Origin of the sequence: Aquimarina sp. AD10 (assembly GCF_003443715.1) — a bacterium.
In the GTDB taxonomy this organism is placed as follows: Bacteria; Bacteroidota; Bacteroidia; order Flavobacteriales; family Flavobacteriaceae; genus Aquimarina; species Aquimarina aggregata.
In genome coordinates, this window is record NZ_CP031965.1 from 2,741,486 (window position 1) to 2,766,005 (window position 24,520).

General features: G+C 32.1%; 20 protein-coding genes. 16 read left to right on the plus strand and 4 right to left on the minus strand.

The annotated features are described in order from the left end of the window. Positions 1-111 precede the first annotated feature (111 nt). The 3 genes from D1816_RS11385 to D1816_RS11395 all read left to right on the plus strand — a co-directional run bounded on the left by D1816_RS11385 (position 112) and on the right by D1816_RS11395 (position 2,675). Positions 112-969: an AraC family transcriptional regulator gene (locus D1816_RS11385; RefSeq protein WP_118502975.1), complete on the plus strand. Its 858-nt coding sequence runs from the start codon at positions 112-114 to the stop codon at positions 967-969. A 62-nt stretch (positions 970-1,031) separates the two neighbouring features. Then, the gene (locus D1816_RS11390) at positions 1,032-1,904 is read left to right on the plus strand and encodes an SDR family oxidoreductase (RefSeq protein ID WP_118502977.1); all 873 of its coding nucleotides are present in this window, start codon (positions 1,032-1,034) and stop codon (positions 1,902-1,904) included. Between the two features lie 9 nt (positions 1,905-1,913). Then, the gene (locus D1816_RS11395; RefSeq protein ID WP_118502979.1) at positions 1,914-2,675 is read left to right on the plus strand and encodes a hypothetical protein; all 762 of its coding nucleotides are present in this window, start codon (positions 1,914-1,916) and stop codon (positions 2,673-2,675) included. A 210-nt stretch (positions 2,676-2,885) separates the two neighbouring features. On the opposite strand, the gene D1816_RS11400 is transcribed toward D1816_RS11395, so the two are convergent. After that, the gene (locus D1816_RS11400) at positions 2,886-4,373 is read right to left on the minus strand and encodes a serine hydrolase domain-containing protein (protein ID WP_118502981.1); all 1,488 of its coding nucleotides are present in this window, start codon (positions 4,371-4,373) and stop codon (positions 2,886-2,888) included. A gap of 554 nt (positions 4,374-4,927) precedes the next feature. Between D1816_RS11400 and D1816_RS11410 the strand changes: the two genes are divergently transcribed. The 8 genes from D1816_RS11410 to D1816_RS11445 all read left to right on the plus strand — a co-directional run bounded on the left by D1816_RS11410 (position 4,928) and on the right by D1816_RS11445 (position 16,468). Then, a complete protein-coding gene (locus D1816_RS11410) occupies positions 4,928-5,113 on the plus strand; it encodes a hypothetical protein (protein ID WP_118502985.1) in 186 nt (61 codons plus the stop codon). A gap of 235 nt (positions 5,114-5,348) precedes the next feature. Beyond that, positions 5,349-5,591, plus strand: coding sequence for a hypothetical protein (locus tag D1816_RS11415; protein ID WP_232517413.1), 243 nt, complete (start codon positions 5,349-5,351; stop codon positions 5,589-5,591). A 434-nt stretch (positions 5,592-6,025) separates the two neighbouring features. After that, the gene (locus D1816_RS11420; RefSeq protein ID WP_118502987.1) at positions 6,026-7,393 is read left to right on the plus strand and encodes a family 43 glycosylhydrolase; all 1,368 of its coding nucleotides are present in this window, start codon (positions 6,026-6,028) and stop codon (positions 7,391-7,393) included. 639 nt (positions 7,394-8,032) lie between these two features. Further along, the gene (locus D1816_RS11425) at positions 8,033-13,390 is read left to right on the plus strand and encodes a heparin lyase I family protein (protein ID WP_118502989.1); all 5,358 of its coding nucleotides are present in this window, start codon (positions 8,033-8,035) and stop codon (positions 13,388-13,390) included. A 316-nt stretch (positions 13,391-13,706) separates the two neighbouring features. Beyond that, positions 13,707-14,555: a helix-turn-helix transcriptional regulator gene (locus tag D1816_RS11430; protein WP_118502991.1), complete on the plus strand. Its 849-nt coding sequence runs from the start codon at positions 13,707-13,709 to the stop codon at positions 14,553-14,555. A gap of 85 nt (positions 14,556-14,640) precedes the next feature. Next, on the plus strand, positions 14,641-15,237 hold the full coding sequence (locus D1816_RS11435) for a short chain dehydrogenase (protein WP_118502993.1): 597 nt from the start codon (positions 14,641-14,643) through the stop codon (positions 15,235-15,237). Positions 15,238-15,246: 9 nt separating this feature from the next. Next, positions 15,247-15,462 carry a hypothetical protein gene (locus tag D1816_RS11440; RefSeq protein WP_066316648.1) on the plus strand — a complete coding sequence of 72 codons (216 nt, stop codon included), beginning with the start codon at positions 15,247-15,249 and terminating at the stop codon, positions 15,460-15,462. Between the two features lie 88 nt (positions 15,463-15,550). Continuing rightward, positions 15,551-16,468 (plus strand): NAD(P)/FAD-dependent oxidoreductase, encoded by a 918-nt coding sequence (locus D1816_RS11445; protein WP_369887310.1) that lies wholly within the window; start codon positions 15,551-15,553, stop codon positions 16,466-16,468. Positions 16,469-16,583: 115 nt separating this feature from the next. Here the strand turns inward: D1816_RS11445 and D1816_RS11450 are convergent, their stop codons facing one another. Beyond that, positions 16,584-17,258, minus strand: a complete 675-nt coding sequence (locus D1816_RS11450) for an NAD(P)H-dependent oxidoreductase (RefSeq protein WP_118502997.1) — start codon at positions 17,256-17,258, stop codon at positions 16,584-16,586. Between the two features lie 79 nt (positions 17,259-17,337). Here D1816_RS11450 and D1816_RS11455 point away from each other — a divergent pair, with 79 nt between their 5' ends. The 4 genes from D1816_RS11455 (at position 17,338) to D1816_RS11470 (ending at position 20,180) form a co-directional block, all read left to right on the plus strand. Beyond that, complete coding sequence (locus D1816_RS11455) at positions 17,338-18,231, plus strand: LysR family transcriptional regulator (protein ID WP_118502999.1); 894 nt, start codon at positions 17,338-17,340, stop codon at positions 18,229-18,231. A gap of 124 nt (positions 18,232-18,355) precedes the next feature. Then, complete coding sequence (locus D1816_RS11460) at positions 18,356-19,102, plus strand: helix-turn-helix domain-containing protein (RefSeq protein WP_205504655.1); 747 nt, start codon at positions 18,356-18,358, stop codon at positions 19,100-19,102. A gap of 135 nt (positions 19,103-19,237) precedes the next feature. After that, entirely contained in the window at positions 19,238-19,630 is a 393-nt protein-coding gene (locus D1816_RS11465; protein ID WP_066316660.1) for a glyoxalase/bleomycin resistance/extradiol dioxygenase family protein, read from the plus strand. A 184-nt stretch (positions 19,631-19,814) separates the two neighbouring features. Beyond that, positions 19,815-20,180, plus strand: coding sequence for a nuclear transport factor 2 family protein (locus tag D1816_RS11470; RefSeq protein WP_066316661.1), 366 nt, complete (start codon positions 19,815-19,817; stop codon positions 20,178-20,180). A 483-nt stretch (positions 20,181-20,663) separates the two neighbouring features. Here the strand turns inward: D1816_RS11470 and D1816_RS11475 are convergent, their stop codons facing one another. After that, positions 20,664-21,494: a trypsin-like serine protease gene (locus D1816_RS11475; RefSeq protein WP_118503003.1), complete on the minus strand. Its 831-nt coding sequence runs from the start codon at positions 21,492-21,494 to the stop codon at positions 20,664-20,666. 149 nt (positions 21,495-21,643) lie between these two features. Continuing rightward, the gene (locus D1816_RS11480; protein ID WP_118503005.1) at positions 21,644-22,666 is read right to left on the minus strand and encodes a hypothetical protein; all 1,023 of its coding nucleotides are present in this window, start codon (positions 22,664-22,666) and stop codon (positions 21,644-21,646) included. A 645-nt stretch (positions 22,667-23,311) separates the two neighbouring features. Here D1816_RS11480 and D1816_RS11485 point away from each other — a divergent pair. Continuing rightward, a complete protein-coding gene (locus tag D1816_RS11485) occupies positions 23,312-24,448 on the plus strand; it encodes a N(5)-(carboxyethyl)ornithine synthase (protein ID WP_118503007.1) in 1,137 nt (378 codons plus the stop codon). Positions 24,449-24,520 lie beyond the last annotated feature (72 nt).

Genomic DNA, 24,520 nt, shown 5'->3' on the forward strand with positions numbered 1-24,520 from the left:
TAACCTAACCGTTGTACACAAACAGAAAAAACTGAACTAAATTGACAACAATTTGAACTGTTTGTAAAACAATAATTAACTTACAAGCGTTATTTTTCAACAAAAAAATAAATGGTACAGGATTACAAAACCATCGATTTATTTGGCAAATTACTTTTTGAAACTATTATTCTAAAACCGCCCTATAAAAAACCAAACCTCATGCCCAATGAGGCTTGTTTCTTATATATACTAAAAGGCGAGTATGATTCTATTTCAGAAACTGAACGACTACGCATTGAAGCAGAAGAATCACTTTTAATGAAATGTGGTAACTACACCTGTAATATGCTACCCTCTGCCAGTTCAGACACATATCAAGCGCTTGCAGTTCATTTTTATCCAGATATATTATTAAAAATTTATGAGAACAAACTTCCTGATTTTCTAACACAAAAACTCCCTTTAGATATTGGGATGTCTAAACTTAATAGCGACATTTTAATTAGAAAATACATAGAAGGTATCTTGTTTTATTTTCAAACTCCTAAATTGGTTACCGAAGAAATACTCATCTTAAAACTCAAGGAAATTATCTTGTTGTTAAATCAGACCAAAAATGCACCTGCTATTAGAAACATTCTCTCTAATCTGTTTCATCCAACATCGCATTCCTTCAGAGAAATTATAAAAGCGCATTTTTATGAGAATATTTCTTTAGAAGAATTAGCCATTTTAAACAATCAGAGCCTATCTACTTTTAAAAGAGAATTTAAAAAGATATACAACGCATCTCCGGCAACTTACCTTAGAGATAAAAAACTAGAACGCTCTTTAAAACTGTTACTTTCATCTAATTTAAGAACAACAGATATCGCTTACGAATGTGGTTTTAGTAATGTATCGCATTTTTCGAAATCCTTCAAGGGCAAATATGGAATTTCGCCTACCGCTTACAAACTGACCCATTTAGACAAATCTTTGAGCTAATTATAAAACATTTACTTCTCATCGATTTTCATCTTTGCATCAATAACAAAAAATATGTAAAGATGAAAACAATACTTATTACAGGATCCAGTAATGGATTTGGATATTTATCCACATTAACACTCGCTAGAAAAGGTTACAACGTTTGGGCTACTATGCGTGATGTAAACGGAAAAAACAAAGCAAAAAAAGAGGAATTAGAACATATTGCAACAGAAGAAAATATTGCAATTACTGTTGCAGAATTAGATGTAACTAGTGAAAAATCTACGAATGATTTATTAAAAAAAATAAACTCTGAAGAGCAAAACGGGCTTGATGTATTAATAAACAATGCTGGAGTAATGTATGTTGGTATTACAGAAGCGTATAGTTTAGAACAAGCTCAAGAGCAGTTTGACACAAACTTTTTTGGAGTTATCCGTACCTCTAAGGCGTTCCTTCCTCTTTTAAAAAAATCTTCAGATGGATTAATTATTAATATTTCATCATTAGCTGGACGATTGGTATTTCCTTATTTCGGAATTTATTGTGCTAGTAAATTTGCTTTAGAAGCTTATTCTGAAGCGCTTTCGTACGAATTAAGACCTCTTGGAGTAGATGTTTCAATTATAGAACCAGGTCCTTATCCATCAGGATTATTATACAGTGGCCCAAAAGAAGACGACAATCATACATTAGAGACTTATGGGGAAATGGCTTCTGTTCCAAAAACAATGCTTCAAAATTTTGATCAATTCTACAAAAGTGATGCCTCTCCAAACCCTCAGGAGATTCCAAATGCAGTTTTAAAACTAATAGAGATACAACAAGGAAAAAGACCTATTAGAAAAGCCGTAGGTATAGATTACAATACCAACGAGTTAAATAATAGAACTAATTCTATTCAAGAAAGTCTAATCAAAGATGCTTTACAAATGGAGCACCTACTCTAAACTAAAAACATGAAGTATTTAAACACAATTACAAGCATTGCTTTAGGTATACTCTCGTTTGTATCATACATTTCTAAAGCTCAAAACTCAAATATTAATACTAAACACTTAGAAAAAGTGGAAACAAAAAATCAGGAAATAGTCAACGTAGCACTTATATATATAAAAGATGGCGAAGAAGCTAGATTTGAAGAATATAAAAAGAAAGGTGGTGCTATTTTAGAAAAATATGATGGAAAAATAGAACGCATCATTAAACCAACAATGCTCGCTAAAGGTGATTTAGAATTACCTAACGAAATCCATTTTGCGAGATATCCAAGTATTGAAGTATTTAATAAGTTCAATGAAGATCCAGAATTTATTAAGATTAGAAACGAATATGCTATTCCCGCATTGAAAGACATATCCATCTTTACAAGTAGGAATACCGATTTTAAATTTAAGAAAGAAATAGGTGATAAACGTAAAACTTATGGAGTCGCTTTTATTTACTTTAATGAAGGAGAACAATTTGCAAAGCAATTTGCAGAATATCATGATGACGTTTGTGAAATTATGCCTGAATTTGGAACACATTTCGAACGCTTCATTGCTCCTTTTCAATCAAAAGGTACTATAGAACAACCTGATGAAATTCATCGTTTTTATTTTGACTCAATGGAAGGGTTACAACAAATGGGCACTGATGAACGAATGAAAGCTTTATTCCCTAAAAGGGATGCTTCTTTAAAAAATCTGTATTTTTTTATAGGTGAAGCTAGTTTATAAATTCTTAATACAAAATTGTAATAAACCAACATGCAATACTATGTATGTATAAGTAATAACGGTTTGGGTACTAACTCAAACCGTTATTTATTAAACTTAGAGATCTCGTAAACTGAAAAGTGGCTGCAAAACCCGCAACTACTCATAACCTAAACAGTTATGTGTAATTTTAGAAACAGTTTAAAACAAGAGAAAAGAATATTTACAGAATTATATCTTTTCAATCTCTAGAATCATTTTCTTCGAATTTTCGTTTTCCGGTTGCAGCTCTAACGATTTTTGATAATTGGATAAAGCTTTTTTAAACTGTTTATCTTTATAAAACGCATCGCCCAAACCACTATAGGATTTTCCAGAAGGAAACTTATCAACCATAAGTTGATAAACGCAAATTGATTTATCAACTTGATTTTCGTTTAAAATTACTCCCCCTAAATATTCGAGTGTTTTCTCAGATTTTTGCGGTAATTCAGAGACCAAAAGTTTCAGTATTTTGATGGCATCCTCATTTTTATTTTTTTCAAACAATTTATATGACAATCGTGCCAATTCTAATTGGTTTGAAAAATTATAGTTATCAAAACTGGATTTTTTTAAAGTTTTATAATATGCTATACCCTTATCAACATTTTCGTAGGTTTTCTCGCGAATAGTTAGATAAATTGATTTTTGAGGTGCTTCAAACTCTTCATCTTTTACGATATGCATTATTGTCTGAGCTATCTCACCAATTTTCAGACTTTTGCTATTCGTCATTAAAATAATCATCGCTTTTTCTTGTATGTCATAATAAACAATTGATTCATAATTGCGAGAAGAGCCGTGATGCACATAGGTAGTTAATTCCTTATTTGTAAACGTACCATTACCTAAAGCAGATTGGCTTTCTTTTGAATAGGCTTCAAAAAGCAGATATAAAGATTCTTTTGAAATAATATGGTAAGATATTAATTGGTTTACCCATTTTGCTAAATCATCAATTGACGGACATACCCAACCAGACATTGTTAATTGCCGTTTTTCATCATTAACTCCCTCACTGTTAAACGCTCTTACAAAATCAGGGTTTTCATACTGGTGGTCAATCACAGAATTGTTCATACCTATAGGTTCTAGAATATTCTGCTTCAAAAATTGATTAAACGTTTTTCCTGTTATATTTTCTATAATACGCCTTTGAAGAAATATATTGTTATTGCTATATAAATAGCCTTTACCAGGTTCAAATTCTAATGTTTTAAGGTTTTTTAAGTCATTATAAACATCATTATCGTTATGCACATTATCCCAATCTATTGATGGCAATCCACTTGTGTATTGTAAAAGATTTTTAATAGAAATTTTATTAGACCAATCTGGAAGACCCAATTGATATTTTGATATTTTATCATCTAAATTGAGTAATCCTTTTTCTTTTAACATCATAATTCCTATCGCATTAAATTCTTTTGAGATAGAACCAATATTAAACATAGAGTTTTTACTAAGTGTTTTCGTTTTACTTGCATCTGTGAAACCTCTTTCGGCTCTGTAAATAACTTTCTCCTCTTTGATTACTAAAGCATTCCCATTAAATATTCCTCGCTTTTGACAAATATGTAATATTGAATCTATTTGAAATTGATGCTTATTTTGAGCACTTAGTTGAAAAGTAAAACTTAAAAGAATTAGAGAAAAAATTAAAGTATATTTATACATAATTGATTTGATTGATTGTTTACGTATAGATTATACTTTCTGTAATTTGTTACATAAGATTCGAAATTAATTACAAATACTTAACTAACTACACATAGCACCATATATAAAAAACAATAGGATTTATTCTTAAAACAAAGGTTGGACATTTTTGGAAAGTCGTAAAATTTTAAAAAAACTGGTTTGTGTTCCAACAAGCGATTATCAACCTGATAACAAGGCTTGTTTTAAACTTTATTCTAAAGAACCTGAAAATAGCATTCTTAAAGTGAACAAAATAAGCAACTATCTAAACAAAAAAATAACAGAAAATGGTGAAACTAAGATTGGTATCAAATTTTGACAATATTCTTAGATCGAAGATTTACTTTTTCTTGAAAAAATCAATCTGGAAGTATTTAGTGGCAACTCTAGTTCTTGGGTTCTTAAAGCCTATAAATGAATTAAACCCAATACTATCCGGATTAATATATTTTACCGGAATCAATTTGATACTTTAGCCTTTACAATACATAAGTACAAAAACCTATGCTAAGACAATAAATTTTGACGCAATGGTAGAATTTAGTGAAACTGAAATCAAAATTAATCATACTAATCAAGACTTGATAGAAATTAAAGATTGGAATTGGATTAAAAAGATTGAATTAAATAAAAAAAGAGTGTGGTTAACATTAAATCAAGCAAAACCATTTGTAGTTTCTATACCAAGATCAAAGTTGAATAATTCAAGTATCTAATTATTTGAAAGAATGAAAAAACATAAAGAATGATCATTAAAAATAGCTATGGCGCATACTTCCTCTAGTCATGATGCTTAAATAAAAACTTGTTTGACACTGAAAAGTTAACACAGATAAACATAATACCTACTATCGTATATTAGGAATAATTGACAAATCGTAAGGAATAATTGTCATTTCTCAAGATAGCTTCCTACCTGATATTTGCAATATATCCTTTAAACAGAAAAAGATGGAAATGAATAGTATAGATTGGATTGGTTTTATTGGAGTTTTTCAAATTCTATTAGCATATATACTTAATGTAATTGGAAAAATTAAAAGCACTGATTTAACGTTTATCTTACTAAATTTGATGGGTGCAGGCATGGCTTGTTTTGCATCAGTACTTATGGGGTATATCCCATTTATAATACTTGAAGGAGTATGGACTGTTGTAACATTAATTACGCTTATAAAATATAAAAGAAACTAATAAAAAAGACTCCAAATCTAAACGATATAGAATACATTTTTTAGACGATCAAAGATACTGGCAAAAGAGATAAAAGAATCTCTTTTTTAAAATTCAAAGACAGGTTTGGGCGTACTATTTTTAACAGAATTGGCCAAAAAAATATTGGCTACACTCGCTGATTATTTTTTTTGCCATTTTTTGGTTTATAAAAAAGATAACCATCAAATCTATACATAGATCATGTGTCATTATTTTCTTGAACTAAGACAGTGTTGATTTTTTGGTTTTACCATGCAAATCATTTTGACGTATCACATTTTGAGTTAAATTAGCACTTAACAAAAAGATATACATTCGTATTTGACCGAAGTTTCTTAAACTTTTGTTGACAAGGTTAGTATATATTCACTCTTATATAGCATTCTAAAAAAGAATGAGATAAATTATTTTATATGAAAAATCCAGGTATAATAATTTTAATATGTTTTAATATTTCTATTAATCTATTTTCACAAAATCCTATCATCAAACATATCTATACCGCAGATCCAACAGCTCGTGTTTATAATGGAAAATTATATATATATCCTTCTCAAGATATCGCATGGAACAAGGAATGGGAAAAATTAGGAGCAGAAAAAGAAACTAATGGTCATGTTATGACTGATTACCATGCTTTTTCTACAACCGATATGATTAATTATACCGATCATGGTGTTATTGTTGCTCAAAAAGATGTGCCTTGGGGTAATAAAGTTGGATATGGGATGTGGGCTCCATGTATAACATATAAAAATGGAACATACTATTATTATTTTCCTAATAAGCCCGCCGACAAAAGTGGTTTTAGACAGATAGGGTTGGCTACAGCAACAAATCCAGAAGGCCCCTTTTCTATAGAACCAAATTATATACAGGGATTAAAAGGTATTGATCCAAATCCATTTATAGATGATGATGGGCAGGCCTATATGTATTGGGGAGGCGGAAAAGGGAATTCTTTAAAAGGAGTAAAACTTTCGGATGATATGAAATCTGTTAATGGTCAAGCAATTTTAATTAAAGACTTACCTCAGGAGTACAAAGAAGGTCCCTTTGTATTTAAACGAAATGGCATGTATTACTTAACATTTCCGCATAATAGAGACACCAAAAACAGTACAGAAGAAATTGGATATGCAATTAGTAAAAACCCATTAGGTCCTTTTGAATATAAAGGAACAATCATGGATCGTTTTGAAGATTGTTGGACAAATCATCAATCTATAGTCCAATATAAAAAACAATGGTATATGTTCTACCATCATAACAATATTTCAAAAGTAGGAAACTTAAGGTCAGTATGTGTAGATAGCTTGTTTTTTAATAAAGATGGAACTATACAAAAGGTTATACCTACTTTACGCGGAGTTGGAGTTCATCAAGCAACAGATACTATTCATATGGATAGGTATTCAAAAATTTATAACGCTGAAATAGATTTCATAAAAGGTCTTGGCATTCCTGAATGGAAAGTAACCAATACAAAACCCGAAAGTTGGGTGCAATACAATTCTGTAAACTTTACTACAAAAACTAAATACGCTAAATTACAATTACTAAGTTCTTCAAAAAAAGCAAGTATTGAGATTAGAGAAAACTCCCCTACAGGTAAAATTATTGCAACAGCTAAAGTTTTTAATACAAATGGAAAATGGAAAACTATAAATGCCAAAATGAACTATCAACCCATTGGTGAAAAAAATATTGTATGTCTTTTTAAATCTGAAAATGAAAAGGAAATTGAATTAGATTGGATATTTTTTTCAAAGTTCAATTAATTTAAAAATCTTACTAATTGACAGTCAAGAAGTTAAATTTTATAGAAAATTAACATCACTAAATGATCAATAAAGTTATTTATGCCGTTTATCGTCACTAGCATTTCGTAAATGAATCAATCAACGATGCTAATATTTATCTTAAATTTAAGTAAAAAGAAATACAGAAAAGCTAAACACTTAACTCTTTCTCACAAAAAAACATCCTTTAAATCTATTTGATCCTTATTTATTCTAGAATATACACATAGAATATATTCTTTAGTCCCTTAAAGTTCCTGTAATACTGGTCACTTATCTATTAATTCTTTTAGTGTGTCTTTTTGACTCTCTCACAACTCTTTTAGCAAAAGCTATACAATCTATATTAAAATCTGACCTTCAACTTCTTGAAGTTATAAGATGTTTACCCTAGAATCACAATTGACCTTTATTTTATAGGAACAGGTACAATTATTTATCACGGTATTAAAATGATCAAGTACGGGATAAAAATATCCTAAATAGATCATATAATACGAATACTAATTTAACTACTACGAATACTCGTTGGTTGACGCAATCAATTTTGTTTATAATAATTTAACTTCTTAACTCTCAACTATTAATTCTCTCAATTAAAACTAAACTAATAACAAAATGAAATCACATTTTTCAACTTTTAAAAAAAAAGTCTATCTCTGTATAGGGTTTATTTTTTTCTCCCTTACTCTAACATTACAGGCCCAAACGTTATCCGTTACCAACCTTGTTAAAAACAATGCTGTTTTACAGCGAAATACAAAAGCAAATATCTGGGGAAAAGGAAAACCAGGTAATACCGTTACAATCAAATTGGGTAATGACAACAATGTAACAACAAAAATAAAAAATAATGGTACTTGGAGTGTCAAGATTCCTACCGGCAATGCTGGTGGTCCATATAAATTAAGCATTAAAGACGCTACAAAATCGTATGATTTTTCAGGTATTTTATTAGGTGAGGTCTGGTTATGTTCTGGTCAATCTAATATGGATATGCCTATGAAAGGTTGGGATAATCAACCTATAAATAATGGCCCTACCGAAATTGCTAATGCCAAATTTCCCGACATCAGACTATTTAAGGTGCCCTTAAAACCTTCTTATAACAGAGAAACCTCACTTGGCGGTAATTGGACAGTATGTAATCCTAATAGCGTTAAAAACTTTTCGGCGGTAGCTTATTTTTTTGCAAAAGAAATACATCAAAAATTAAAAGTACCCGTAGGTGTTATTGTAGCATCTAGAGGCAACTCAAAAGGAGAAGCGTGGACCACAGCAAAGTCATTAACTTCTGTTAGAGGATTCGAAAATGTTATTGCTGATTTAGATGTAGCAAGACAAACACCAGATAAAGGAAAATATAGAATCGTTAATATTAATGGAGGTTTTATTGTTCCAGAAGCTTTATATAACGGAATGATTCATCCTGTTACCCCTTACACAATTAAAGGTGTAAACTGGTATCAGGGAGAAAGCAATACAGGTGATCCAGATCAATACAAAGGGATCTTAAAGAATCTTATTTCAGCCTGGAGATCAGAGTTTGATAACCAAGATTTACCTTTTTATGTTGCTCAGATAGCTCCCTATGATTATAAAAACAAAAAATCTCAAGAATTAAGAGAAACACAATTTTTAGCCCAAAATATATCTAACACAGGCATGGTTTCTTTATTAGATGTAGGTGAGATTAATGGAATACACCCTGCAAAAAAACAAAAAGTAGGACAACGATTAGCATATTGGGCACTAGCCAAACAATATGGTAAGAACATCGTTTTCTCTGGTCCAACATTTCGTTCTGCAACTTTTAACAACGGAAAAGGGATACTTAAATTTGACTATGCCGACGGTTTAAAATTAACTAATGATGATAATTTTGAAATCGCAGGATCTAATGGAAATTTTGTAAAAGCAACTGCCGTAGTAAAAAATGGAGCTATAGAAGTTTCGGCAAGTAATGTTTCAAATCCAACCCAAGCAAGATATGGATGGTCTAATTTTGTTAAAGGATCTTTATTTAATGGGGCTAACATACCTTCTTCATCTTTTAGAACAGGAAATGCTGTAAATCCGCCAACAGATAATACAAGACCTGCGGCAAATATTGCTAATGGCATTTATTATATACAAGATCCATCAGGAAATGTAAAGATTAATAGTCCTAGTGGAAGAACTATTGACAAAGCAAATGTTACCAGTAATAGCGCTAAGTGGCAATTCACTAAAGTTGGAAATTATTATACTATAAAAAATCAAAGAAACAATGAATTTTTAGAGGTCCCTTACGAGGCTTGTAATGCCAATGATAAACCGCAAAATCCAAATATTAATTTAGGAACCTGGACTTCGGCTAATAGTAATCATCAACGATGGAATATAACTAAAGTAGGAGATAATTATTTTTTACAACCATTACATTGCGAAAAAGTGGTAGACAGAAATAATAGCAAGGCTATACATTTATGGCCATATCAAGCTGGTAACAGTCAACAAACCTGGAGAATTGTTAGTGCTTCAGGCACACCCCCTATTTCTACCCCTGGTGATGTATATATAGACGGTGAAAATGCCTCTATTCGTCAATCAGATGGTTATATAAATGACGAAGGTCGAACCTTAAGATGGCAAAATCAAGGTGATGGACAAAACTTACCAAAAATAGACTCAAGCATTAAAAGAGCTGGCTCGAATAGTGTAGCTATGCAAATTAATGGTGCTTCTACAGGTAGCACTAGTCAACGTTCAGAGTATTGTTTAAATGCCTGCTGGCAAACTAGTGAGCCTTCTGTAAAAGCTGGCGATACTTGGTATACTGGTCTTAGTTTTCAATTAGATGCTAAGACATGGGCTGATCCTACTTCTTGGTTTGTTATTCAACAAACACAACAAAAAAAGTCACCTGGGCAAAAAAACAATAACCCATTTGTATCCTTAGAGATCAAAAAAGGGAATAAACTAGATGTTAGAGTAGCCTCAGGAAAAAATGGTGATAGCAATATAAAATTCACCCATAAAGAAATAATTACTCTTAAAAAAGGAGTTTGGTATGATGCAATAGTTGGTTTTAAATTTAGCCCTAATAGTAACAATGGTTTTTTGGCTGTTTGGATAAAAACTGCTGATCAAACAACCTACAAAAGGTATGGTTTAGATAATATTAAAGTTGGTTATACCGATGCACCTCAACAAGTAAGTCAAAACAAAACCGGAATTTACAGAGGAAGAGTAGGCGGTACAAATAAAATGTATTTTGACGAGGTAAGGTTTTCTACTAACCTAGAAGGTGCAAAAATACCAACAAACACTACTCCACCATCAAATGATTGTAAAGTCCCATATAAAGGCAATAATTTTACCGTAAGTAATCAAACTAAAACATGGTCTTCTGGAGTAATTAATATGTCCTGTGCTTCTAAAGCAGATATATCCTTAGACATTCAAGGTACTGGTGACATGGAAGTTGCTGACTACCTTAATGTTTTCTATAAAGTTAATGGAGGTACTGAACAATCTATTTCGCAAAACACCGATAGTTTTACCAAAAAAACAGTTACTAAAAAAGGTATTACAGGAAACACTGTTGAAATAATCGTTAAAGGAAAAACAAGCGCAACTGGTGAAGTATATTCGGTATCAAATATTAGAATTGACGATGGAGGAAATCCAGATCCTAATCCACCAACAAATGACACAAGACCTACAGCAAATATTGCAAATGGTATTTATTATATACAAGATCCATCAGGAAATGTAAAGATTAATAGTCCTAGTGGAAGAACTATTGATAAAGCAAATGTTACCAGTAATAGCGCTAAGTGGCAATTCACTAAAGTTGGAAATTATTATACTATAAAAAATCAAAGAAACAATGAATTTTTAGAGGTCCCTTACGAGGCTTGTAATGCCAACGATAAGCCCCAAAATCCGAATATTAATTTGGGAACTTTTACTTCTGCTAATAGCAATCATCAACGATGGAATATTACTAAAGTAGGTGATAATTATTTTTTACAACCATTACATTGCGAAAAGGTAGTTGATAGAAATAATAGTAAAGCTATACATTTATGGCCTTATCAAGCTGGTAACGGCCAGCAAACCTGGAGAATCGTTAGTACGACAGTGACACCACCAACTGTTGCTTCTGGTGATGTATATATAGATGGCGAAGATGCCTCTATTCGTCAATCAGATGGTTATTTAAATGACGAAGGTCGAAGCTTAAGATGGCAAAATCAAGGCGATGGACAAAACCTGCCAAAAATATCTAATGTTAGTAGAGCAGGATCTAAAAGTGTAGAAATGAAGATTAGTGGTATTAATACCACTAATGGCGTTCAACGTAGTGAATACTGCTTAAACTCATGTTATTCAACAGCAGAGCCAGCCTTAAATCCTGGAGATACTCATTATACTGGTTTCAGTATTAAACTAGCAGCAGACACATGGGATGATCCTGCTTCATGGTTCGTTCTTCAGCAAGCACAGCAAGCTCAGTCTTCTGGTCAAAAAGGCAATTATCCATTTGTAGCTTTCGAAATTAAAAGTGGCAATATGCTTCATTTAGCCTCTCGCTCAGGTAAAAACGGAAATACACAACGTAATCCAGCCCCATCGGTTTCAGGTAAAGATCTTGTTGCTATTAAAAAAGGAATATGGTACGATATTATAATTGGTTGGGAATATAGTCCTAACGCTGCAACTGGTTGGATAGCTTGTTGGACTAAAACTGCAGACCAATCTAAGTACACAAAATATAGTATTAACAATATTAAACATGGTTATTATGGCGCTCCACAACGAATGGAGCAAAATAAAATTGGAATGTACAGACAAGCCGGATCAGGTAACAATAAAATATTTATCGATGAGGTCAGACATTCTACCAACCTAGAAGGAGCAAAAATACCAACAAACACTACACCTCCATCAAGTGATTGTAAAGTTCCATATAAAGGCAATAATTTTACGGTTAGTAATGAAACTAAAACATGGTCTTCTGGAATAATTGATATGTCCTGTGTTTCTAAGGCAAATATATCGCTAGATATTCAAGGTACAGGTGATATGGAAGTTGCTGATTACCTAAATGTTTTCTATAAAGTTGATGGAGGTACCGAACAATCTATTTCTAAAAACACCGATAGTTTTACCAAAAAAACGGTTACTAAAAAAGGAATTACAGGAAACACTGTTGAAATAATCGTTAGAGGAAAAACAAGCGCAACTGGTGAAGTATATTCGATATCAAATATTAGAATTGATGATGGTAGAAATACGAATCCGCCAACAAATGATCCAAGAATTGCTGCAAATATTGCAAATGGTGTTTATTATATACAAGATCCATCAGGAAATGTAAGTATTAATAGCCCTAGTGGAAGAACGATAAATAAAGAAAATAGTACCGGTAATAGTGCCAAATGGGTATTCACTAAAGTTGGGGAATATTATACTATAAAAAACCAGAGAAACAATGAGTATTTAGAAGTTCCTTATGAAGCTTGTAATGCCAATGATAAGCCACAGAATCCAAATGTTAATTTAGGCACTTGGACTTCGGCGGGCAATACCCATCAACAATGGAATATTACTAAAATAGGAGATAATTATTTTTTACAACCATTACATTGTGAAAAGGTAGTTGACAGGAATAATAGCAAGGCGATACATTTGTGGCCTTATGAAATTGGCAATAGTCAACAAAATTGGAAAATTGTTAGTGAAAACAATAAGGGTTTAACGTCTAAAAAAATTCAAATTAACTCGAATCCAGTTTCTAATGGGGTAATCAACTTAACCCATGCAAAAGGATTTTTGTATACTATTAAGAATATTTCAGGGCAATCTGTTCAGTCAGGTACTATAGATAATGATACAATTGATGCATCGATCTTAAGTGCTGGAATTTATATTATCCAATTCTATACTAATGGAATTACCCAAATTAAGAAGGTAGTTATCATGTAATTTATCTCAATGTAAAACATGTTAATGACTTCTTCTAAGTGATCACTTAGAAGAAGTCATTAACATGTTTTTTTTACAATCTTACAACTAAAGTATTATATAAATAGTTATCGGCAAAAGTCTTTTTTTTACAACAGATAATAAATCACTATATACCATTCTTTATATATACTCATCGCAGGTCAAAGTATAGATCAAAAGGTTCTCGTATATTTGTTATTGTACCATCCTTATTAAAAAAAAACAACCAATACTTCGAAAAAGAGGCAGATAGTATAACTTAGTGATAATTCTAAAACCTGGACAGAAACCTTGAATGGAAAAAATTCCTGTACGACATATTAAAGAACCTTATTCGGCACAAAGTTTTAATATTGTAGAACTAAAAAACTTAATTTCTGAGAATGATTTGGTTCAAGAACTTCACAGGCACAATTTTTTCTTTGCTTTATTTTTAGAAAGCGGAAATGGTGAACATAGTATTGATTTCACATCATATCCCGTCAGTGATCATTCGATTTTCTTTATGAGACCCGGACAAGTACACCAACTTACTCTTAAAAAAGGAACCACCGGTTACCTTATACAATTTAATCGAGATTTTTATGCCCCAAAAGAAGAGCCAACAAACTTTGTACTCCGCAAAGTAAGTCATAAAAATTACTGTCCTCTAAATTCAAAAAAATTCAAAAAACTACTTTCTATTTTGTCTTTTATCTATGAAGAGTACTCTCTAAAACAAGAACGATATGAAGACGTAATCAAAGCAAATTTAGAAATTCTTTTCATTGAGATTATAAGGCAAAGCCAAAATCCGAAAACAATTTCAAATCATAACCAATATTCTCAAGAGCGATTAGAAGAGCTTTTAGAGTTATTGCAAAACAACATTTCATCTCACAAGCAAGTGTTAGAGTATGCTACAATGATGAATCTTTCTTCTTTTCAACTCAATAAAATAACCAAAGAAACTGTTGATAAAACCTGCTCGCAAATCATTAACGAACATATTTTACTTGAAGCAAAAAGAAATCTTTTAGGAACATCTCATCAAATAAATCAAATTGCCTACGAATTAGGTTATGAAGACACTTCATACTTTATCCGGTTTTTCAAAAAACACGCCGGAGTTTCGCCTGAAACTTTTAGAAAAAACTTCAAATAAGTCCTGTACGACTTGATTTTTGTCCTATCTATTATCCTGAAAACCGAAATAATTTTGTCTCACACTTAAAAAAGTAAAGACAACTATGAAAATAATCATTGTAGGTGCATCTGGTACTATGGGACAATATCTAACAACTATTTTAGAAAAGGAAAATCACAAAATAATTAAAGCTAACCGCTCGTCAGGTGATATTCAAGTAGACATTACATCGCCCGAATCTATAGAAAAAATGTTTAAACAAGCTGGAAAATTTGATGCATTGATTTCTACTGCTGGACCCACTTTTGTTGGGCCTTGGAAAAATCTAAGTGATCAAACTTTTAGGACAGGAATTCAAGGCAAAATGATGGGGCAAATTAATCTTGTGCTTATTGGTCAGCAATACATCCTACCCAAAGGCTCTTTTACATTAATAACAGGAGCTCTAACTCACGAACCGCAACGGTATTTTGCCAATGCTTCTGCAGCTAACGGAGCGGTAGAAGGTTTTGTACGTGCAGCTGCTATTGAATTAGAAAATGGAATTCGCATCAATGCAGTTAGTCCAACAGTAATCGAGGATTCACCACAATATTTTTCTCATTTCCCTGGTGAAATCCCGACCACAATGAAACAGTTAGAATTTGGATTTCGTAAAAGTCTATTCGGCACAGTAACAGGACAGATTATAATACCATAAGAGACAATTATGAAAACCAGAATTATTAACGCTGTCAAAATTTGGATTGTAATTTATCCCTCGATCACCTTGTTTTATCTAGTATTGGGAAAATACTTAGCAGACATTCCATTGTATTTTAGAACCTTAATCTTAACCTTAATTTTAGTACCATGGATGATGTTTATCGGTTTACCGTTTCTAAATATGATATTAAAGAAATTTCAAAAAGATGAAAAACTTTAACAGACGTACATTCATCAAACAAAGTGGGATTTTAACAACAGCTTTCGTTTTACCATTAAGATCAAAAGAACTTTTAAAGACTAAATACATGATAGATATAAAACATTTTGACGTAATAATAATTGGGGGAAGCTATTCTGGTCTTGCTGCAGCAATGGCGTTAGGCAGAGCACTAAGAAATGTACTTGTAATTGATAGCCAAAAACCATGTAATCAACAAACTCCTTTTTCACATAATTTTTTAACTCAAGACGGAAAAACGCCACAAGAAATAGCAACGCTTGGCAAACAACAAGTAGCTAAATATGATACTGTTCATTTCTTAAACGATATGGCTACCACAGGAAATAAAATCGAAAACGGTTTTGAAATTCAAACTTCATCCGGAGATAAGGTTTCTGCTACTAAATTGATTTTTGCAACAGGGATCAAAGACATTATGCCAAAAATCAATGGTTTTAAAGAGTGCTGGGGTATTTCAATTCTTCATTGTCCATATTGCCACGGATATGAAGTAAAAAAAGAGACAACGGGTATTTTAGGAAATGGAGAATACGGTTTCGAGTTTTCTAGACTTATTACAAATTGGACTCAAGATGTAACACTTTTTACCAATGGGAAATCCACGTTCACCAAAGAGCAAAACAAGTTACTACAAAAACATCAAATCAAAATTATTGAAAAGGAAATTGAACAATTCGAACATAAAAACGGTTATCTCAAAAACATCATTTTTAATGACGGTTCAACAAAAAAAGTTAAAGCCATTTATACTAAAACCCCTTTTGAGCAACACTGCTCTATCCCAACACAATTAGGGTGTGAATTAACAGACGAAGGTTACATAAAAACCAACCATTTACAAAAAACAAGTATCCCTAATATTTATGCATGCGGCGATAACACAACTCGAATACGAACCGTTGCAAACGCAGTATCAATGGGAACAACAGCAGGAATGATGCTGAATAAAGAATTTGTATTAGAAAGGCTTTACTACAAATAACCAACTCGCCGGGTAAGGTCATTAATGATATGAGGTATTTTATCAAGAGCAAGTAACTTATTACTCTGGAGCCAATCAATACGGGACAATACAGTACTAGATGAAGCAACAACATCTAAATATCTTTATCCGCATTTTGATACTGGTGGTGGAAGTTATTACTATGGATATGGTTGGGAAACCAGCTATCTACCAATTTTTTAATTTCCGATTTAGCATTATCCAAAATAGAAGTCAGTTCATCCCTATTTTGGTCAACCCCAAAAGCTAAAATCTGCTCGGAAGATATTCCTATGAAATCAAAATTTTGCCTTATTGTTGATGAACCATATTCTTTCACATCATTAGAAGTTTCATAATCAAACCCACTAACAATAATTGATAACGCTTTTTTACCTTTACATAGTCCTGTAAATCCACTTTCAGGATTAAAAGAAAATGTTTTATCGCTTACTATAATAGCATCAATCCAAGCTTTAACTGTTGCAGGTAAGGTAAAATTGTAAATAGGAAAAGCCACAACAATATTATCTGCTCTTAGTATTTGATTTATATATCCATTATGGTTTGACAAAACAGAAAGTTCTGATTCTGAAAAATCTCTTTTTCCTCCGTTCCATTCCATTATTAATTTCAGGTTTTCAGTCAACAATAAATCTGGAGGTGTTTGAGATAAATCTAAATGAACTAGTTTGGTTTTTTTCTTTGCTAGCTTTACGAATTCATCAAATAAGATTTTTGTATAAGACCCTTTTCTAGGTGTGTAGTTTATTACTAATGTCGTTGTCATAATTTATGTTTTTCACAAATATAAATTCAACCCATCAATAATTTTAATTATTTTTATTTCCTTATTTATAATATATGTTATGATTAATTTAGAATGGTTAAGAACTTTTAATTCTATTTATGAATGTAAAAATATAACGGAGGCTTCAAAAAAATTAAATATGACTCAACCAGGAGTTAGTAAACATTTATCCGCTTTAGAAAACCATATTGGCAAAAAACTATTTGAAAGAACAACTAGAACATTAGCACCTACCGAATATGGAAAATTTCTATACTCACAAATCAATAATCCATTACGAGAATTAGAGAAAGTAGAATATTACTCAGGGCAACGAGCAAAGAAGCAACGTTCTGCAATAACAATTGGTTGTACTACCGACTTTTTCAAGAAAGAATTAATGCATAAAATTTATTCTTTTGATATGTATATCGTTACTCTTTTTGGTAACGAAAAAGAACTAATTGAAGCGCTTGATACTGATAAAGTTCAATTACTTATAGGAATAAAAAAACATTTTATATACGACCATGAATTTACATTTTTAAAGAATGAAGAGTTGGTATTAATCAGTTCAAATGACATTGAAATTCCAAAAGATTTAGAACATAATGAAAAAAATCTCATCAAATGGCTACAAAAACAAACTTGGTTCTCTTTTGATAATGAGCAAAATGATATAAAAAAGTTTTGGAAAGCTAGATTCGGTACTAGTTCTAAAATTGTACCCAGATATATTTTACCTTCTTATATAGACATAATAGAATCTATAAAACATAATCAAGGGTTTAGTATTGTACCTAAATATTTATGTGAAAAAGAGTTGAAGAATAATACAATTAGACTACCACTCAAAAAATCAACACCCATAAATCAAAAACGATTTTATTCATATAAATTAAAAAATAGTAACTCAAAAGAAATTAATTTATTTAGAGAAAAAATGAAAATAACTAATACTAACAATGTATAAAAAAACATAGTGATTTGAGTTTTAACTCAAGTCAATATTACTTATATTTTGTACATTAATTTCTGAAAAGTAGCACATAAAAATTAGCTACTACTCATGCACGAACATGTTGACAGTAATTAGAATGAGCTATAAAGAATACATACCGCCTAAAAATTTGAATTTAATTGTTGATACCATTTGGATAGCAACAAATAATGGAAAAGAAATAGAGTCTAGAATCCTACCAGATGGATATGTTGACATCATTTTTGACCTTGACAAACAAATGCATTTGAATCCAGAAAATGAAATTAGAGTTTCGGGTATGATGACAAAGTTTAAAAAAGTAGTATCAAGAGAGAATTCTGAAACTTTAGGGGTTCGATTTAAAACGGGTCAGTTTAATTCTATCTCTAATATTTCGCTTTCACAAATAAAAAACACGACTATAAATGCATCAAACTTATTTCCTAAACTTAACAATTCTTTTTTAGATGAACTTTTTGATAAAAAGAATCATTTAGAAAAAGTCCAATTAATCAATAGTTTTTTAATGACCGAAATAAATTGGTCAAGTCTTGACATAAACAAACTAGAACACTCGGTTTGTAAAACTATACGATCTAACTATAGAGAGTTAGACTTGAGCAAAGTAGCTAAAAATCATTGTATAAGTTTGAGACAACTGGAAAGACGTTTTAAAACGATAGTTGGAGTTACCATGAAAGAATATCATTCTATAATTCGTTTTAACAAAGCCAAAGATTATATCACAAAAATGCCAAACTTGAGTTTATTAAGCGTAGCTTTTGATAATGGCTATTTCGATCATTCTCATCTTGCCAAAGAGATAAATAAAATGTCTGGACTAAATCCTTCCGAATTATAAGGTTGTCGTTTTTTTACATAGTATAACCATTTCTTACCTATTACATTTGTAATAGAAGTAATTATGGAATATTTTTTAATGGTAGTTCTCATTAACTCCTTTATTAATTCTTATTCTCCAACTAAAAACAACTATATGGCAAAATTAGAATCTCTTACACCAAACATAATGGTTAATAACGTAAATGCAACCATCGATTATTATACAAACAATTTAGGCTTTAAATTGATAGATACAAATCCAGAATCAGGTCAACATGATTGGGGCTATGTAATATTAGATAATGTAGGCATGATGTTCCAAGAGGAAAAATCATTAAAAACCGAGTATAAAGAAATAGAACCTTTAAACATTGGAGGTGCATTGACTTTTTACATTAGAGTAAAAGACATAAATAGTTATTATAATCGAATATCTCAAGAGGCTAATATCATAAAACCGATGAACAAAACTTTTTATGGCACTAATGAATTCGCCATAATGGATTTAAACGGTTTTATTTTAACATTTTCAGAAATACCAGAATAAATTGCCTAATGAATTTTGAACAAGTTGCAAAACAGCTCGCTAATCCCTTTGGTGAATTTGGGGTTGACGTTGCATTGAGAATGAATCCTATGAATGAATTCATAAGTAAAAACAACTTAAGAATTGTTAAATATAAATCTTAACACTTAAAATTAGACATTCGGTAGAACTAAAAAAAAGTAAAATGAACAAAGAAATTATACAATGCATTACTGATTTTATTAAAGGAGGAGACGAAAGCAATCTAGATAAATTAAATAAGGTATTACATAACGAATATAGAAATATACAGTCTGGATTTTTTTCAGAAAAGGGTTTATTTATAATTGATAAAGAAAAGTATCTAACCCTAATAAGAGAAAATACTTTTGGAGGAATACCGCGAACTATGAAAATAAATTTAATAGAAATTAACGGAGATATTGCATATGCCAAAATAGTTCTGGAAAGTGAAAAAATGGTTTTTAATTCATTAATAACACTAATTAAAGAAAATGAAAATTGGTATATTATTGGGAACTATCCGCATTTTGATTACAAAGCAGAATAAACTGATAACCCATTATTAAAAAAACTACTTACCAACAACCTATAAAGACAATAAGGGTCAAATGCAGAACCTCATTATTACACTGCAACAAACAAGACAAATTGAGATAACTTTTGAACTCTTAGAAATATCAACGCTTACACTAGACAAAGAGGATAGATTATTCTTTATTTTTCTATAAAACCTTGAAGCTTTTGGCTTCAATCTTTTCCAAATAACAAAACCTGCAATTTCATTGCAGGTTTTGTGCTTGATGTGACCCCAAGCATTCACAGTTCAAACTTTTTAACACAATATTTAGAAGAAATTTCGAAATACACAAAAGATCATCAAGCCTTATTGATAGCTTGCTAAGATCATTATATTAAAAAATGCTTTAACTTTTTTATAACTTTTGGAGAGAATAAAAAATAACGTTAAGTATATGTATAGTGGCTTGGCTGTAGCGTTGGCTTTTAACAGCCATTGAACACATACAGTGTTTTATTTTTTTTCAATAACAGAGTCAATCCATTGGTTTGCGGTTGAAACTCTTGCTAAAGCCATTACCGACCCATATTTTATTTGTCTATTTAGTGCCCCAGAAACTATTCCAGCCAGATACGTTTCACCATTTTCTTCTATGAAAATTCCTCCTCCGCTATCTCCTTTTGAGCCTCCAATTTCTAATTCTAATGGAATAGGTGAACCGAAGTGATTGGATTCAGGGTTATCAGGATTATCAAAATCACAAACCATTACGTCTGTGCTGAACTTTCTATCCTCAAATGTCCCGCCAATAGCGTCTATAACGTTTTGACCTCCAAGTTTTTCTTGTTTTCTCGGGTTGTCCATTCCATCTTTTCCGTTACCTACATATCCATATCCAACTTTGGTTATGGTTTGTCCAAGTTCCTCGTTTCTATAATAGCGTTTAGCTGGGATAATATCCAAAACGGGTTTATCCAGTTCTATTAATGCCATATCCCACCCATTCCATTGTGCTTCTTTAGAAACAGGTTTTAATTTGGGATGTTTAATGATTCGCTTGGTTTTATAAAAATTATCTCCAAACTTCCAGAAAGATGTGTCCTGTACAAAATGAGATGCAGTCAAAACCCATTTGGGCGAAATTAAAATTCCAACTGCATAATCATTGCTTTCTATGGATTCAGAATAGCGACCAACACAGTCATATTCTGGTTTATTTCCTAATTCAATATATTTTTTAGTGCCTTTGTCGTGTCTTATAATTCCAAAGAGTTTTAAACTACCTTTTGGAATAGTAAATGCAGTCAGTGTGAGAATGGGTATTAGAATCAAAAATTTTTTCATAGTTAGATTTAAAAGTGATTGATGAAATTATGACAATTAACTTTCTTGTTTGTTACATTTCTAGCATTGTATACAACGATTTGGCTAAACTGCGTTTCAATGCAGTTTAGGTTTTGTTATAGGCGTTGTATTGATACTCTATATTTCGATTAATGAAGTGAATTACCGACCACCGACAAGACCATAGAACCTGTAGGTGCAAAAACCCGCCTGCCAGGAATACCTCCAATCTTTAATTCTGCACGATAGTTGGGGTTTTGGCCCAAAGTTCTGACCCTATTCCAAGCACCGTTGACAGCAACAGTAGCTTGAGTAAGGGCGGTTACGATTTGAGTTAGCGTGGCCCCTTCAGTATATAGGAAGTTGTTTAAAGCCGCGGCTGTAACAGAATAGCCATTGCCACCGGCAACTGTAATATTTTGAACTGCCATTGCTGCAATGTCAGCAGACAATTGGGTCCTAAGCATACCCAATAAATTTTGTCTGGGAACCAAATTGCCATTCTCAGCGAGGCCAGCAGGCGAAAAGCCAGCCATTAAAGGCCCTCCTGTTCGATTGTCATAAAAGGTCTGTCCCATTGATGCGATCGCGGCATTAACAACCGCGGTTAATGCTCCAGCATTCAAGTTCCCTATCCTGATCTGTACATATTGATCTAATATAACCCCATCGACACGGGTAAACATTTCGTTCCCTGTTCCCACGTGTCCGCCAGGCCTCAATCTTTTAAAGATTTCAGCTTCTGTAAAGTTAACGATCCCATGTGCGGTTAGTATGGCATTTAGCGCTGCCAACGTATTCACAGCCCCAAAAACTTGATGTATGTCAGAATGTATCCGCCCAACCGTTACCCTTTGTACCACTTCTGATAAAGTCGTAGCACGCTCCTTTCCATTCTTTTTTTGCTGGGTTGTTACACTGGCATCTATATTACCCTGTTGAATCTTCCTTGCTTCTGATAAGGAGTTTACATTTGCCATTTTCTGAAAAGCTCTAAACTGCGAAACACGTGGACTATTGTTAGCCATCTCGTGCAGTTTTCTTTGAGCGATAGCTTCTGGTCTGTTATCCATAAACTGAAAAGTAGATTCACCACCGCTCTGCATCTGAGAACCTGCAATTGAAACCGATTGGCTTTTTTTCTCCTGTGTTTTGTCAGCGTGAGTATTCATAATTATTTCTTTTCAGGTTTGGGCCTATTGCCTATAACAATGTTATAAAGGACATATATCCTTTATTTTCTGAATATAAAAGTAATAATAATCAACAAAAAAGCGAGACAATATTGTCTCGCTTTGGTAAAAATTGTCTCATTGTGACCCCAAGCATTCACCGTTCAAACTTTTTAATAAAACATCTAAAAGAAATTTCAGAATATGCAAAAGAGTATCAAGCTTTGCTGATAGCTTGTTAAGGTTATTCTAAGTGAAAATACTTTAACTTTTTTCTAACTTTTAGAGAGGATAAAAAATAACGCCCCATGTATGAGTAGTAGCGTGTAAAACCCACCATAGAAACTATTTAGGTGAAAGATATTAAAATGCTCTGACTTTTCGGATAGCAGAAACGAGCTATTACTTATACATTATGTTATCAGCTTTATTTCGATCAGTCCGTTGCATAGATATTAAAGTGTTACCTTTCCATTTGGAATCTTTCAATTTTATATTCTTCGTTTAACGAACTCTCCCTTTAATTGAATCTTGGTGATTCATTTGATGTACGATGTCACCAATTCTAATATTCCCAAGAATTCACATCTCTGGAATCACAGCTTGTTATTTTGATAAGCAGTCCAATTAAGGCACTAATGTATTATGAAGAATTTTGGAGTTATAGGCACTTCTAAAAAAGAAGACGAACGAAGATTGCCTATTCACCCTGAGCACTTACTTAGGCTTCCGTTCGATGTAAGAAAGAATTTAATTTTTGAGAAGGGGTATGGCAAACCATTTAATATAAGCGATAAGGAAATCGAATCTCAATCAGGAGGAACTGCTACAAGAAGTGATCTGCTGTCTGAAATTGGTTCTGTCATTATAGCTAAACCCGTGTTATCGGATTTACAAGAACTGAAGGAAGGAGGTGTTATTTGGGGATACCCACATTGCGCTCAACAGACAGAAATTACTCAATGTGCCATTAATCGAAAATTAACATTGATTGCTTTCGAAGATATGTTTGTATGGTCACCTACTGGTATTCGTGGGCGTCATACTTTCTATAAAAATAACGAAATGGCTGGTTATTGCGCAGTGTTACATGCAATGCAATTACGTGGAATTGATGGTCATTATGGCAATCAACGAAAGGTAATCATCTTCAGTTTTGGAGCTGTTAGCAGAGGAGCGATATATGCCTTAAAGGCTCACGGGTTTAGAGACATAACGATTTGTATTCAAAGGCCAGACCATGAAGTCAGAGAAGAAGTATTAGATGTTCATTATGTTCGCATTAAAAAAGGAAAAGAAGGGGAAGCGAGAATGTTAGCCATTGAACATGATGGAACTGTGAGACCCTTATCCGAGTTAATTAATGAGTCTGAGATTATAGTAAACGGGACTTTTCAAGATCCTAACGACCCGATTGATTTTGTGACTGAAAATGAAAAATCATGTTTCAAAAAAGGCAGTCTAATCATCGATGTTAGCTGTGATGAAGGCATGGGATTCTATTTTGCAAAACCCACCACGTTTAAAAATCCAATGTTTTCTGTTGAAGGAGTTGATTACTATGCGGTAGATCATACACCAAGTTTTTTATGGGAGAGTGCAACTCGATCAATTTCTGCGGCATTGATTGTTCATTTAGAAGATGTTTTGGGAGGAAGAGATGTCTGGATGAATAGCAACACAATTAAGGAAGCCATCAATGTGGACAAGGGAATTGTTCAAAAAAAAGAGATTCTAAAATTTCAGAATCGTGAATTAAGCTACCCTCATTCATTTCTATAAGCTTTGCTGATAACAAGGATATATATGTACTAAGGTAACTATACACTTGAAGTATAAATGTAATAGTATCCA

Coding starts and splice junctions, on each gene's coding strand:
- D1816_RS11385 (WP_118502975.1), top strand. CDS start 112: ATGGTACAGGATTACAAAACCATCGATTTATTTGGCAAATTACTTTTT.
- D1816_RS11390 (WP_118502977.1), top strand. CDS start 1,032: ATGAAAACAATACTTATTACAGGATCCAGTAATGGATTTGGATATTTA.
- D1816_RS11395 (WP_118502979.1), top strand. CDS start 1,914: ATGAAGTATTTAAACACAATTACAAGCATTGCTTTAGGTATACTCTCG.
- D1816_RS11400 (WP_118502981.1), bottom strand. CDS start 4,373: ATGTATAAATATACTTTAATTTTTTCTCTAATTCTTTTAAGTTTTACT.
- D1816_RS11410 (WP_118502985.1), top strand. CDS start 4,928: ATGGTAGAATTTAGTGAAACTGAAATCAAAATTAATCATACTAATCAA.
- D1816_RS11415 (WP_232517413.1), top strand. CDS start 5,349: ATGGAAATGAATAGTATAGATTGGATTGGTTTTATTGGAGTTTTTCAA.
- D1816_RS11420 (WP_118502987.1), top strand. CDS start 6,026: ATGAAAAATCCAGGTATAATAATTTTAATATGTTTTAATATTTCTATT.
- D1816_RS11425 (WP_118502989.1), top strand. CDS start 8,033: ATGAAATCACATTTTTCAACTTTTAAAAAAAAAGTCTATCTCTGTATA.
- D1816_RS11430 (WP_118502991.1), top strand. CDS start 13,707: ATGGAAAAAATTCCTGTACGACATATTAAAGAACCTTATTCGGCACAA.
- D1816_RS11435 (WP_118502993.1), top strand. CDS start 14,641: ATGAAAATAATCATTGTAGGTGCATCTGGTACTATGGGACAATATCTA.
- D1816_RS11440 (WP_066316648.1), top strand. CDS start 15,247: ATGAAAACCAGAATTATTAACGCTGTCAAAATTTGGATTGTAATTTAT.
- D1816_RS11445 (WP_369887310.1), top strand. CDS start 15,551: ATGATAGATATAAAACATTTTGACGTAATAATAATTGGGGGAAGCTAT.
- D1816_RS11450 (WP_118502997.1), bottom strand. CDS start 17,258: ATGACAACGACATTAGTAATAAACTACACACCTAGAAAAGGGTCTTAT.
- D1816_RS11455 (WP_118502999.1), top strand. CDS start 17,338: ATGATTAATTTAGAATGGTTAAGAACTTTTAATTCTATTTATGAATGT.
- D1816_RS11460 (WP_205504655.1), top strand. CDS start 18,356: ATGAGCTATAAAGAATACATACCGCCTAAAAATTTGAATTTAATTGTT.
- D1816_RS11465 (WP_066316660.1), top strand. CDS start 19,238: ATGGCAAAATTAGAATCTCTTACACCAAACATAATGGTTAATAACGTA.
- D1816_RS11470 (WP_066316661.1), top strand. CDS start 19,815: ATGAACAAAGAAATTATACAATGCATTACTGATTTTATTAAAGGAGGA.
- D1816_RS11475 (WP_118503003.1), bottom strand. CDS start 21,494: ATGAAAAAATTTTTGATTCTAATACCCATTCTCACACTGACTGCATTT.
- D1816_RS11480 (WP_118503005.1), bottom strand. CDS start 22,666: ATGAATACTCACGCTGACAAAACACAGGAGAAAAAAAGCCAATCGGTT.
- D1816_RS11485 (WP_118503007.1), top strand. CDS start 23,312: ATGAAGAATTTTGGAGTTATAGGCACTTCTAAAAAAGAAGACGAACGA.